This window comes from Aminobacter niigataensis, assembly GCF_946995915.1.
Lineage (GTDB): Bacteria > Pseudomonadota > Alphaproteobacteria > Rhizobiales > Rhizobiaceae > Aminobacter > Aminobacter niigataensis.
In genome coordinates, this window is sequence record NZ_OX341517.1 from 3288569 (window position 1) to 3300618 (window position 12050).

Sequence of the window (12050 nt, forward strand, 5' to 3'; positions counted from 1 at the left end):
GGGTTGGATGACAAGGATCGCGAAGCGCATCGACGGGGTTGTGATCGGCATGTTCCTCGGCTTCGACGGGGAGGCGCCGCTCGTCGTGTTCCCGGGCAATGCCAAGGAAACGGCGGTGCGGGCGCGCAGCCTGACCGCTATGAGTTCGGACATGATCGGTGCCGAAGTGGCGCTTTTGTTCGAGGACGGGAATGTCGGCCGGCCGCTCATCGTCGGGCGCATCGTCGACCCAGCCCGCAAGGCACAGGCGCCGCAGGTCATCCGCGACGGCGAACTGGTCAGGATCGTCGCCGAGGAACGCCTGGAACTGCGCTGCGGCAAGGCCACGATCATCATGGAGAAGGATGGCCACATCACCATTCGTGGCACCTATGTCACCAGCCACGCCAGCGCCGCCAACCGCATCCGCGGCGGCTCGGTCAATCTGAACTGATGCCAGCGCCGGTGCTGCGAGAGATCGTAAGACAGCACGCCGAAATGGCGGCGTTCCTGTGGACCGTCTACGATCATCACCTGCTGCATCCGGACGAAAATCCCGACATGGACGAGGTTCGCCTGGCGCGGCTTGTCGAACGCCTGGAAGCGCATCTCGACGGGTTGCGCGTGGCTGGGGAGGTCGGGCGCGAAATAGCGCAGGAACGTTACGCGGAATATCCCGAGGCGGGGGAACTGTTCGTCGTCAGGATGCTCGACACGAAACGACCGATCCGCGTGGGAGAACTGGAACTGGAAAAGGTCAGGGAATACCTCGCGGCGAACAGGGCAGTACGTCAGAGATAGCGTTTGGTCATGTCGATCGCCTGGATATAGAGATGGCCATCGTAGCCGAACTCGAACCCCGACCAGGTGCTGCCGTCAAAAGCAAAGACCTCCTTCCATCCGGTGACGACGAGCAGTTCGTCCGACGGTTGCATCGCATAGGCAAACCCTAGAGCCCGGAACTTCTTCAGCTTTCGGTCGTCCTGAACGAAAAGCCCGAAATCGTTGTCGCCCCAGTAGCGTGCGCCCTGGAAGTCGCAGATCGACATGAAGTCGCTGTTGGGCGTCTTCATCTGCTTCAATTCGCTGTCGCGGTACTCGAAGCAAAAGCCGTCTTCGCAGCCGATGCTGACCGTGCCGTCGCCGGACACATGGATGGCCTGAATGGAACGATTGAAATCGAGCGGGATCTGGCGCCAGCTGTCGCCCACCAAGCGTAATAGCGTGCCGTGGTCACCCGCGACGTGAAGCTGCGAGGCGGATGGCCCGTGCATCGTCCTCAGGAACGCTGACACCAGAGGCTTGATCGGATGCCACTCGCCTGCCTCGAACCGACAGACGCAACCGTCCTCGCCATAAGTGAACAAAGGTCCGCCCGGCGGCAGGAACAATTTGTGGAAGAACGGTTCCGGCGCCCGCGCGGTGGTGTGCGCCGTGCCTCGCAGGAAGTGGGTGAGGCCGCCCACCTCCAGCAGAACATGATCCCGTGGCGAGGTGCTGATATGCGACAGCATCTGGTTTTCCAGTTGCAGCACGATGTCGAACCGCGCCTGGCTGCCATTGAAATCGACCAGCAGCAGGTAAGAGCGTCCACGCTCCCTGTACTCGTCGCTCAACTCGACTGACACTCCAAACTGTGTGCCGCCGACGTGGAACGCCCGCATCGCCTCAAGGTAGATTTGATCAGGCGGGATCTGTTCGATGTCCTTTTGCCCCGTCATTTGACCGTCCTATGCCGCATGGTCCGCATTTCATTCAGTTCCTCCATGGTCTTCTCAGGAGGCGGTGGGCCGACGACACTCTGCATATAGGCCATGAAGACCATCGACAGGCACTTGGCGACCTTATCTTGCGTGGCGGGACTTGCGTCCTTGCACTCCTTGTGTTGCTCGGCGATCGACTTGGTGCCCTTGGCGACGGCGCCGCGCAGCTTGGGTGATCTGCCCGTCTGAGCCATGCGCTTTTCGTTGTAGTCGTTGACAGCCTTGGTCTTGGTGTCGTGCGGGGTGTCTTTTCGGCTGCCCTTGCCGGTTTCCTGGAACCCGCCACCCTTCTTGTGCTTCATCGAGCGGATGCAGACGCAGGGCGCCCTGTGTACGCTGTATTCCTTCCACTGATCATAGGATGTATTGCTCGCGCGGTCGGCCTGGAAATATTCATTTCCGACATAGTGCTCCGACTGATACCCCTTCGGACATTTCTTCTTGTTGTGAGGATGCAGTCGCAGGTTCATCTTCTTGAGAAGCTTGCCGCAGGTTATCCCGCCGACATTCATCTTGAGCACGTGAACCCAAGGCGGTGTTCCCGCCTGTGGCGAGGCGTGATCGTTGGTCGCCATGTCGGTGAAGCGGATGACCGGCTCGCCGTCGAACTTCACGTCGCTCGACCAGGAATGGAAATACTCCTTTCCGGTGTTTTTCGACGTGATGATGTTCTTTTTCGGGGCACAGCCGGCCTCAGTACCGGTCGTCTTCGACAGGTACGACTTGTTTTTGATGTTGACGGTCTTGCCGGCGATCTTGACCGTGCCAGTGCCCTCGTCGGTATCGCCCGACATGCCGAAGCTGGGGTAGGGGATGGGTACGCCCGGCGGCGTCGCCGGCGTCTGGGGAGGGGTGAAGCAGGTGTCGGGGAACGCAGCTATGGTCTTTCCGTCGCTGCCCTTGCCGGAAATCTCCAACCCGTTGGCGTAAACGTTCGCCATCACTGCACACGCGCCGAGAAGACCGCTGCGCCACAGGCGCCGCTGTCGCTGGAGGCCTCGACCAGCACCGGGGTGCCGCCCGAATATCCCTTGGCGGCGGCCGTCATCGCCATGGCGATCATGACCGGCACGACGGCCGCTCCGACATTGCCGAGCGACTCGGCCGGGGACCAGACGTCTTGGAAGCCATGTGCGCCGCGAACCAGCCGGATCGAGGCGAGTGCCGATTGCTTGAACCAGTACTGCTCTCCGATCAGGTCGGCGATCCTGTAGCCGAGCCCAGCCATCTCGATTCCGCATTCCGACAGTGCGTCCCGATATGCGGCCGTCATGCCGTCGCCGCGCAAGGGGAGGTGCGCGCCTTCTTCGTCGAGGCCATTGTAGATGAAGGCCGGTTCGCGGCTGAGCCCGAGCCCGGCGAGCTGAAAGGCGCCACGCTTCGCCGCGCCACAGAGGATGGCTGCCGCTGCCTCTCCGGGGATGAAGCCATTGGCGTTGTCCGGCGTCAGCAGACGGTTCTCTCCCAGGAAATGCGTGATCGTCCCAGAGGTGAGGTAGCTGTCCACGCCTGCAATGACGACATACTCGGCCTCTCCATTCGCCAGCAACCGGGCCGCGGTTCGCAATGCTGCGTGCCCCGAGGGCCTTCCCTCACTGATGACGCGCGTGGGGCCGTTGGCTGGCCTAGCCAGCAGGGCGCCAATTCGCTGCGCGAGCCGCGCATTGTCTCCTACGGGGCTGCCTGGGCGGTCCGCTTCGGCGACGCAAAGGATCAGATGTGTTGCCGCAGCGCGTGCCTCAGGCAGGGCATCCAGGCATTCGCGTATCGCTGCCGCCGCCATATAGGCCATGCGCCTTTCGCCCAGCATTTCGTGGGTGATGGGAACCGGAGCGCCGACCACAGGCTCGTCGGGTCCGGATTGGAAGCGCGTCTCCTGGAATCCGTCAAGACGTGCCCGCATCGCAGCGCAGGCGGAAGGGGCATCGAGACCGACGGCCGTGACCATTCCGCAGGCGAGAATGGCGAGCTCGGCTGTCATGCGGCATCCTGTTCGTCGTCCATGAATTCCTTCTGCGTCGCCACGTCTCGAACATACTCCTTGCCCTGCTTCCGGGCCCTGAGCATCGTTTCGGTTGGCGGGCCTATCCAGGCCTCCTCGAACTCCGTGATGATCTTCAGTATCCGCACATCTGCCCGCCACACCATCGACAGGCGCCGGTTCTCGGGATCGAACAGCAATGTGTCGGGCAAGATCGCGCGTTCAAGCACCTTGTCGCCGTCGCGGAAGATCGTCATCGGCAGGGCAGTCTGTGGAAGAGTGAACCAGGTCTTGCCCTCGGGCGTCAGGTTGACGAGCACCACCTCCTCGCCGCCTTTCGGCGCATCGACCTGCTGGTCGGGGGGAGCCATCTGGAAGTAGCGTTCGTCGAAATCCGGTGGCAGGAACGGGAAGATGTTCTTTGCCCAGTTGTCGTCGTAAGTGCCGCCATATTCGATGCGGCCCGGCCAGCCGCGCCCCATCGGGCCGAAGCTCATCGGCTTGTATTCGCCGAACGGCGAAGCGATGTCTTCGCCGATGGCTTGCGTGTTCGGCAGCCTGAGGCCGGGGATCAAATTTTGGTTACGGGTGCGCGCCCAGCCGGTGCCTACGGGATTGTGCGTGTAGCTCGCAGGCAGCTTGTCCTCGGGGTCGAGGCGGTCGGTACCGCCCCAGGCGGTGTCATAGGAAAAGTGCTGGCGGAGAAACGGCTGCGGTGCGGTTGCCATGAACAGCGGCCCGCGCGCGCGCCATTCGCGGGTGCCGACCACCTCGAAGAGCTTTTGCCAGGCGCCGAGCTTGATGCCTACCGGTACACGTTCGGCCGGGCGGCCGCCGGGCGCGTAGGCGCAGCCATTGGCGATCACGTCGCAGCGCGGCTTGCGGAAGGCGAAGTCGGTTTCCCACAGCGTGGCCGAATAGCCGGGTGCGCCGGTGAGGATGTCGGCCATGACAAGCGGCACCTGCTCGGCCGACTTGCGCACCGGCCCGCCTGGGGTGTCCGGAAAATCGAACGTGCCCTTGACCACCACGACGATGTATTCGCGGGCGTCCTTGTCCATGCCCATGGTGAATTCGTGCACGAAGCCGGTCTGGTTCCAGATCTGCATCAGTTGGTCTCCCAACTGGCGGCGAGCAGCCGGTCCAATACCGCGCGCGGCTCTGCCGGGTCGACCTCCATCGGCACGCAAATTCTCGTCCAGAGCAGCATGCCGAGAACGACTTCGCCGTCGGGTTCGGCCGGCGGGAAGGGCAGCCCGGCGAGTTCGCGGGCAAACTCGTCGGCACCGACTGCGCCATGGCGCGCTGCCTCGGCCACAGCTTCGACATCGTCGAACCAGTCCGACGCAGAGATGGCCAAGCCGGTCAGGGTGGCAGATGGCGGGGCGGCGACAGTCAACGGAAAGCTGCGGCCGGCGCGGTCGCCACTTGGCACGACGATGCCGGCCATCGGACCGTTGGCATTGCTGCCGAGCAGGAAGCGGAGGGCAACTTCGTCGGGCCAGAGACCTGACGATTGCAGTGGCGCCAGATGGCTTGCGACCCAGCGGTCCCATGCGCGCACGAAGTCGACCGGAAGGCCCCGGCCGACAAAGTCGCCGGTCGCCGGGATCTTGCCGTAGAAGCCGGTGCCTAGATGTTCGACGGGCACGTGAACCTCTTGAACATCTGGAGGTTGTAGGGATTCTCCACGCTTGCCGCCTTGAGCTCGAAGTCGGCATAGAAGTTCTTGGCGCCCAGGCGCAGATTGTAGACGTCGGAAAGGGCCGTGCCGGTGAAGCGGCCCTTGGTGAGCAGCCTGAGCCAGGCCCAGCTGCCGGTTTCGTTGACGATGACCTCGGGCGAGCCGTCGATCGGCTGGAAGGCAAGCGAAATCGTTCCGGTGCCATCCTTGCCCGGCCAGGTCATCGGCTGTGGGCGGGTGGCGTTGTTGAAGTAGACAAGGCTCTGGCCATCGAGGTTGAGCGTCACCCGGGTGACGGTGGGTGACAAATCCTTGGGCTCGAGCGTGAAGCTCATCAGCGGTCCCGTGCCACCGGGGAACAGGTCGTCGCGGATGCGCCGCGCCTGCTCGAAGGCGGCGAGCGCGGAAGCGTCGAGGCCGAAATCGGCCCGCCAGGTCCAGGGCTGCTTGGCGGTGTCGACATAGCTGATCAGATGATCATTGGTGAAGGCGTCGATCAGCCCGCCGGGACCGAACAGGCGGGCGAAGTCGCGGACGTTGACGTCGACGGCGCTTTGCGGGCTGAAGGGGTAGCGGTCGGTCAGCGCCGCCTGGCAGAACGGCAGGATGTCGGCACGCCAGATGGCGTTGAGCTCGGAGGTGACCGCCTTTTCGGTCAGGCCGCTGGTGTCGCCGGCGATGCCGCCGAGCCAGTCGTCGATGGGATCGGGCAGGATCTGCGCCTGGCGCGCGACGGCACCCGTCAGTTCGGCAAGGCCACCCTGTTTCTTGATGGCATCCTGCGGGTCGGGATTGGCGGTGACTGTCTGCAGCACGTTGGAAAGCGCGGTAAGCGCGACGACGGCCGCATCGAGCATAGGCGGCTGGCCGTCCACCTCGGCGACGGCGCCCTTGAGCGGCTTGAAATGCTCGGCGACGAGCGTGCCGGTCATGTCGACTTCGGCAGCCGAGCCGGCACGCGGCAATAGCTTGGCACCTGCCTTGGCGAGCTTGCCGACCTTGCCGAGCTTGCTGAGCAGCTTGTTGGCGCCCTTGGCCGCGGCCTTGTTGTCGCCCGCAGGCTCCTCGTCCGATCGCACGAGGTCGGTTTCGTGGACCACCGCCGTGACGAGGCGCTTCAGCGCTGAATCGGCGCTGGAGAGATCCTTGAGGTTTTCGCTGGCAACGTTGAGGTCGGTCAGGGGCGCCAGACGGATATCGCGCAGCAGGCTGTCCCACTGGGCGATGAAATCCTCGTAGTAGAGCTTGAGGATGTCCTCCGACAGCGCGGACACCGAGGTTTCGGAATTTTCCTCGCAGCCGCCGGCAAAGACAGCACGATCGAGCGCCGCCTGGGCGGCGACCTCTTCCAGCCGGTCGAGGATGACGTCGTGGAAGCCGGCATAGGTGAATGCGCCCGAAATGCCGACCCGCATCGTCTTGTCCGAACGCCGGGCAAATACCTTGGAGCCGTTCGGGCCGGCGAAATTTGCCGGAATCCACTCTTTCAGTTCGGAGACTGCGGGGTCGGCCAGCAGTTGCTTGTAGGCGCGCGCCGGCAGGGAGATTGTGCAGACGCTCTTAAGCGCTTCCGCGACCAGCGCCGGATCGGGCGCGACGTAGCTCGCATCGACCGTCATGCGACGGATGGCGGCGAGCTGGTGCTCTTCGGCATCCGGTGTCGGGAAGGGCGCCACAGGCGCGAATTCGGGGAGGTCGTTCACCCACCAGGCTTGCACAAAGTCGGGGTCCATCTGCGACAGCCCGGTCATCATGCGGTAGGTCTTGAGCGCACCCAGCATGAATTCGGGATCGCGGACCTGGCGCCACATCGTCGTTTCGAGCAATGCCACCATGCGCGGTTCGAGGATGTTGCGCAGCGCGTGGTTGTATGTGTCGGCCTGCGCCCGCAGCAGCTCAGGCGATGCCGTCGGGCCGAGCAGGTCGCGCACACCGCTTGGCGGTGCTGTGCGGGCATTCGCCACCTCCGTGACCGCAGCGAGCGCGACGTCGATGTCTGGCGCGTCTACGGGCGCCGGCCTGGCAGCCAAGGGGGCGAGCGGCGCCTGCAAAGCCTCGAGCTGCCCCGCCTGTGCGGCGATGGCGTTGCGGTTGTCGTAGTAGGACAGGCCGAAGAGCGCGCCTGCCAAGAGCACGGCTGCTCCTGACGCAGCGGCCGCCGCGCGCCAGATCCAGGTGCGGCGACGTTGCGCCACCGGATCGAACATGCCGAGGCCGGCTTCCTTGAACACGACTTCGGTGAGCAGGTTCTTGAGGAAGAAGCTGCGCTTTTCAACCCGCGGCGAGGCCATCGCCCGCCGTGGCGGCAAGCCGAACGACGAGGACAGTGCAGCGGTCAGCCGGTCGATCGGCGCGCCTTCCTGAGTTGCCGATGTCAGGTAGACGCCGCGCAGCCAGGCGCTGTCTTCGTAGCGGCTCTCGCCGAAGATATGTTCGACCAGCAGCCGGACGGGCTCGGACAGGCTTTCGACCTGCGCCGGGAAGCGGAAGATCTCGGCCCGGGCGGCGAGGGCGTCTTCATCTTCGAGGCGCGGAACAAGCCGTTTCTCGAGTTCGGTCGCCAAAAGCGAGATCTCGCTGGCCACCATCTTGCCGTCGACGCGCGCGTCGGGTGCGAATGTCGTGCCCCAGACCTGTTCGCGGGCGGAGGTGGAGAGACCGCCGAAGAATGGCTCGAAGCCCTTGATCAGGTCCGCCTTGGTCAACATCAGATAGACCGGCAAGCGGATTTCCAGGCGTTCGTTGAGTTCGGCGAGGCGGCGGCGGATCTTGCGGCCATGCGCCTTGATGGCTTCGTCGCCCTCGGAAAGTGCATCGATCGAAAGCGCGACGATGACGCCGTTGAGCGCCCGCCTCCCACGATGTCGTTTCAAAAGGTCGAGGAAGCCCAGCCATTCGGCGGCATCAACGTCGGGCTGGCTTTCCTGCTGGACGTAGCGGCCGGCGGTATCGATGAGCACAGCGTGTTCGGAGAAGAACCAGTCGCAGTTGCGGGTGCCGCCGACGCCCTGGATGTCGTCAGTCAGGTCGATCGGGAAGTTGAGGCCAGACTGGCGCAGCGCCGTCGTCTTGCCGGTGGCAGGCGGCCCGACGATGACGTACCACGGCATCTCGCGCAGGAACTTGCGCCCGCCGAGCTTGCGGCGCTTCAACTCGTCCATCAGCCCCTGGAACTTGGCGCCGACCGCCGCAACGCTTTGCTCGCCCGGGGTGAGCGGCTTTTCGATCGCCGGGGCGGCGATCTCGGCGACAAACACCCGGTTGGCGCGGATGGCCCTGCGCTGGGCCAAGATCAGCCAGATGAGCCAGAGGATGACCAGGCCGGCGATCATCGCCATGCGCACGGTCTCGGACGCAAAGGGCGTGCTCTGGCCGACCGCCACGATCGGGCCGAAAACCCAGATGATCAGCGACAGCAGCGTCAGGCCGATCAAGGTCCAGAGCCACCGCGATGTCAGTACTGCCCAGAGGAAGCGCAGGATGAACATCTGTCACAGCCACTTTTCGACCAGCACTTCGACACGGCGATTGAGCGCGCGCCCTTCGCGGGTGCCGTCGTCGGCGACCGGGTCGGTGGCGGCGCGGCCTTCCGAGCGCACGCGCTCGCGCGGCACGCCGTTCTGGACGAGGATATCGGCGATCGTCGCAGCGCGGGCCTCCGACAGGCGCTGGTTGGTCGACAACGGGTTGGTACGCTGCAGCGGGATGCCGTCGGTGTGGCCGACCACGGTGATGTTGCCGATCAGCTCCTGGTTTTCGAGGATGACTCTGGCGATCGATACGATGAGGGGCTGGAAACCGTCAGTCAGTTCCGCACGCGACGACTGGAACAGTTCCGGATTGCTGGCCTGGATGACGAGGCGGGCCAGCGACACGCTTTCGGCCCCCTTCAGTGCCGGGCGCAGCCCTTCCGGTGCGGCGGCGGCAAATTCCGGCAACAGCGCGAAGTCGACGGTCTCGACCGGTGGGGCCTCGGCTTGCGGCGCGGTGCGCAACAGCTCGGCGCGATCGGCCGGCGGAAGGGCGCGAACCAGCGTGGTCAGTTGCGTCGCCTGGTTGCTCAATGACATCGATAGACCGACATAGATGGCCGTAGCCAGCACGGCGGCGATGACCGCCATCACCCACAGTGGAACAGTGAAGCGCGGCGGCTCGTCGGACGCGACGACGCCGCGCCAGTTGGGCGACAGCGAGGCATCCTCGGCATCGGCATTGCGAAGGAAGCGGGCAGCGGCGACGCGCACGGCACTCAGCGAGCGGTCGCCGGCGCGTCCGGGCACGCGATATTTGCCCCGGAAGCCGAGTGCCATGCAGTAGTACTGCAGCTCCAGCATTTCCTGGTCGCGGTTGGGATGGCGCTCGAGTTCCTCCAGGCGCGAGAAGAATTGCGCGCCGGCATCGACATCGCCGCGCAGCATGACGACGAGCGGCTGGCGCGGCCAGATGCTGGCGCCGCCCCAGGGCGTGTTCAGGGCCAGGTCGTCGAGTAAGGCAGCGACAGACCAGGCAGCCTGGTCGGCCCGTTCGAGCGACGATCCGCTGGCAACGGCTGTGTCGCGTGCACGGACCAGCTCTTCCAGAAGCCGCGTGCGCAGCACTTCGGGGTTTTCCGGCGGCAGGGCGTTTTCGAGTTCGGGCGCGAATTCCAGCAGGGCCGAAAACGCATTGACCAGCTTATTGGGGTGGGCGCGGGCCCGCTGCAGCGGCGCTGCGGTAAAAGGCATCGGCGCGCGCGGCATCGGCGTACCGACCATGCGTATCCGGGTACGCTCACGATCCTCCGACAAGCCGAAAGGATCGTCCTGGCTCATCTCATCACCTGTTCACCGAATAGCAGTCGACCTGCGGCTCGCTCGGCAGCACGCCCGAAACGCCGATGACGAATCCGGGTGCGTCGAGGAGGGAGGCCCAATGCTCGCTTCTCTGATCAAGCTCAAGGCAAAGACGGTCGCCGTCATAGGGGATCTCGCGCGGCTGCGAGTGCAGCGGCTTGAGCGGAATGCCGGGCAGGCGCGACTTCCACAGGCCTTCGAATTCGCCGGCGGCACCGACGGTCGCCTGGTTGACGAAGATCTTGCGCAAGGCGTCTTCGGAGAGTTCGGAGCCGACGCGGATGACGATGCGGCTCGCCACCAGAAGCTTCGGATTGTCGATGCGCACCTTCCAGACATTGGTCGAGTGCCGCATGACGGGCAGCGCCCGCGACTTGGGTTCGACATAGCGGAGGCTGAGGATCAGCGAACGCAACGTGTCGGCGAGCGCCGAATAGGCCGGCCCCGGGGCCATGTGATCGTAGATCGGCAGTTCGGCCAAGCGGCGCGAGTTCGATCCGTAGGTCGCCATCGACCCGGCGAGGCCGGCAAGCTCGAGATAAAGATCGGCCGGATGGAAGATGTCCTGCGCCAGCATGTGCGCCAGGCGCGGGCGTGCCGCATTGGCGAGATTGAGCATCAGCAGATCTTCGACGCTGCGTCCGGGGCCGCCGAGCACCATCTTGGCGTGTGCCTCGGCAATCTGGTCGAGGCCGGTGATCACCTCCTGCAGCAGTTGGGCGTACCAGGGCACGGCACCGGTCGCCAATGTCGGCGGCAGGAAGCTGGGGTCGACGGCAACGCCGCCATCGGCGCGAACGCCGGTTATCTCGGTGATCGGCAGCGCAGTGTAGCCGCCAATCGACTTGCCGGGGGCGAGAAGCAGCGCTTGCGGCCGTGCGATCTCGATCTCCTCGGGGTCCGATCCACCATGTACGGCGTCACGAACGGTGACGATGCGGCCGCGATAACGCGCACCGCTGGTCTCGGCATGGGCAGGGTCGAAGCCGATGCCGCCCGGCGGCTCCAGGGGTACGGCAATCAGCACCGGGCCGCCGCCCATGTCGGCAGTGATGGCCAGCGGCTTCGGCGCGTCCATGGTTTCGGGGATGGCAAAGGGCGTTCCATCGGGAAAGATGCCGCGGGCCGACAGGACTGCCACCTGTCCGGCCTCCAGCAAGGCGGGGTCGAGCGTCAATGCGCGAAAGCCGAACGTGTGCAATTGCCCGGCCTGCAGGGAACCGCGCACCGTCGCTTCGAAGAACCGGTCCTGTTGCTGGAAGTGCTGGGTCCGAAGGAACAGCCCCTCGGACCAGAGCACCCTGTTTGTATCTGTCATGCGGCAACTCTCTGCATCGCGAACTCCGTTCTGGGCCGGGTCAGGCCGAAATGCCTCCGCTGCCGAGGGTCACGGCGATCGTCAGCGTCGAACCCGGCGAGACCGACTTCGTCGTTCGCCAGGTGCGGCCCGTCGGTTCGCGGACCAGGGCGACGAAGCCGAGCGCGGTTGCTTCCGGCTCGACGGTGATCGTCTTCGATGCGCCTTGGCCGGGGCCGACCGAGAGTGTGTCCGAGCCGAGCAAATCGCCGGCAAGAGCGGAACCTGCGTCGCCCTGCAAGGCGAAGTAGTCGGCCGAGTTGAATTTGCCCGTGCTCTTCAATCGCATGACGAGAACGGTCACAGGCCTGTCGCCGCCGTCAGGCCCGGGGTTCATGCCGGCTTGACCGCTCACATTGACGGTGACTGTGGACGGTTTCGGCGGCCCGCTCTGGCAGGCGGTAACCAGTCCTGTAGCGCCGAGAGCAAGTATGAAGTCGCGCCGGTCTATCAT

At 64.8% G+C, this 12050-nt stretch carries 11 protein-coding genes; 2 read left to right on the forward strand and 9 right to left on the reverse strand.

The features are described from left to right. Positions 1–7 precede the first annotated feature (7 nt). Positions 8–433 (forward strand): DUF6484 domain-containing protein, encoded by a 426-nt coding sequence (locus tag O1Y97_RS16040; RefSeq protein ID WP_108608108.1) that lies wholly within the window; start codon positions 8–10, stop codon positions 431–433. Next, complete coding sequence (locus O1Y97_RS16045) at positions 433–780, forward strand: hypothetical protein (protein ID WP_318761662.1); 348 nt, start codon at positions 433–435, stop codon at positions 778–780. The genes O1Y97_RS16040 and O1Y97_RS16045 overlap by 1 nt, the downstream gene beginning before the upstream one ends. On the opposite strand, the gene O1Y97_RS16050 is transcribed toward O1Y97_RS16045, so the two are convergent. From O1Y97_RS16050 to tssJ, 9 genes are read right to left on the reverse strand one after another with little or no spacing between them, the layout of a single operon-like run. After that, positions 771–1700: a beta propeller repeat protein gene (locus O1Y97_RS16050; protein WP_318761663.1), complete on the reverse strand. Its 930-nt coding sequence runs from the start codon at positions 1698–1700 to the stop codon at positions 771–773. The two genes, O1Y97_RS16045 and O1Y97_RS16050, sit on opposite strands and share 10 nt — an antisense overlap. Further along, positions 1697–2683 (reverse strand): DUF4150 domain-containing protein, encoded by a 987-nt coding sequence (locus O1Y97_RS16055; RefSeq protein WP_318761664.1) that lies wholly within the window; start codon positions 2681–2683, stop codon positions 1697–1699. Before O1Y97_RS16055 ends, O1Y97_RS16050 begins: the two co-directional genes overlap by 4 nt. Beyond that, positions 2683–3723 carry a beta-ketoacyl synthase N-terminal-like domain-containing protein gene (locus tag O1Y97_RS16060; protein WP_318761665.1) on the reverse strand — a complete coding sequence of 347 codons (1041 nt, stop codon included), beginning with the start codon at positions 3721–3723 and terminating at the stop codon, positions 2683–2685. The genes O1Y97_RS16055 and O1Y97_RS16060 overlap by 1 nt, the downstream gene beginning before the upstream one ends. Beyond that, a complete protein-coding gene (locus O1Y97_RS16065; protein WP_318761666.1) occupies positions 3720–4832 on the reverse strand; it encodes a DUF2169 family type VI secretion system accessory protein in 1113 nt (370 codons plus the stop codon). Before O1Y97_RS16065 ends, O1Y97_RS16060 begins: the two co-directional genes overlap by 4 nt. After that, entirely contained in the window at positions 4832–5374 is a 543-nt protein-coding gene (gene tagF / locus O1Y97_RS16070; RefSeq protein ID WP_108608114.1) for a type VI secretion system-associated protein TagF, read from the reverse strand. The genes O1Y97_RS16065 and tagF overlap by 1 nt, the downstream gene beginning before the upstream one ends. Further along, on the reverse strand, positions 5356–8895 hold the full coding sequence (tssM, locus tag O1Y97_RS16075) for a type VI secretion system membrane subunit TssM (protein WP_318761667.1): 3540 nt from the start codon (positions 8893–8895) through the stop codon (positions 5356–5358). The genes tagF and tssM overlap by 19 nt, the downstream gene beginning before the upstream one ends. A gap of 3 nt (positions 8896–8898) precedes the next feature. Then, entirely contained in the window at positions 8899–10218 is a 1320-nt protein-coding gene (icmH, locus tag O1Y97_RS16080) for a type IVB secretion system protein IcmH/DotU (RefSeq protein ID WP_318761668.1), read from the reverse strand. Positions 10219–10222: 4 nt separating this feature from the next. Continuing rightward, complete coding sequence (gene tssK / locus O1Y97_RS16085) at positions 10223–11557, reverse strand: type VI secretion system baseplate subunit TssK (protein WP_318761669.1); 1335 nt, start codon at positions 11555–11557, stop codon at positions 10223–10225. A 40-nt stretch (positions 11558–11597) separates the two neighbouring features. After that, positions 11598–12050 (reverse strand): type VI secretion system lipoprotein TssJ, encoded by a 453-nt coding sequence (tssJ, locus tag O1Y97_RS16090; RefSeq protein ID WP_108608118.1) that lies wholly within the window; start codon positions 12048–12050, stop codon positions 11598–11600.

What these genes read in the sequence shown, in the direction of transcription:
- O1Y97_RS16040 (WP_108608108.1), top strand. Translation starts at nt 8, where the DNA reads ATGACAAGGATCGCGAAGCGCATCGACGGGGTTGTGATCGGCATGTTC.
- O1Y97_RS16045 (WP_318761662.1), top strand. Translation starts at nt 433, where the DNA reads ATGCCAGCGCCGGTGCTGCGAGAGATCGTAAGACAGCACGCCGAAATG.
- O1Y97_RS16050 (WP_318761663.1), bottom strand. Translation starts at nt 1,700, where the DNA reads ATGACGGGGCAAAAGGACATCGAACAGATCCCGCCTGATCAAATCTAC.
- O1Y97_RS16055 (WP_318761664.1), bottom strand. Translation starts at nt 2,683, where the DNA reads ATGGCGAACGTTTACGCCAACGGGTTGGAGATTTCCGGCAAGGGCAGC.
- O1Y97_RS16060 (WP_318761665.1), bottom strand. Translation starts at nt 3,723, where the DNA reads ATGACAGCCGAGCTCGCCATTCTCGCCTGCGGAATGGTCACGGCCGTC.
- O1Y97_RS16065 (WP_318761666.1), bottom strand. Translation starts at nt 4,832, where the DNA reads ATGCAGATCTGGAACCAGACCGGCTTCGTGCACGAATTCACCATGGGC.
- tssM (WP_318761667.1), bottom strand. Translation starts at nt 8,895, where the DNA reads ATGTTCATCCTGCGCTTCCTCTGGGCAGTACTGACATCGCGGTGGCTC.
- icmH (WP_318761668.1), bottom strand. Translation starts at nt 10,218, where the DNA reads ATGAGCCAGGACGATCCTTTCGGCTTGTCGGAGGATCGTGAGCGTACC.
- tssK (WP_318761669.1), bottom strand. Translation starts at nt 11,557, where the DNA reads ATGACAGATACAAACAGGGTGCTCTGGTCCGAGGGGCTGTTCCTTCGG.
- tssJ (WP_108608118.1), bottom strand. Translation starts at nt 12,050, where the DNA reads ATGATAGACCGGCGCGACTTCATACTTGCTCTCGGCGCTACAGGACTG.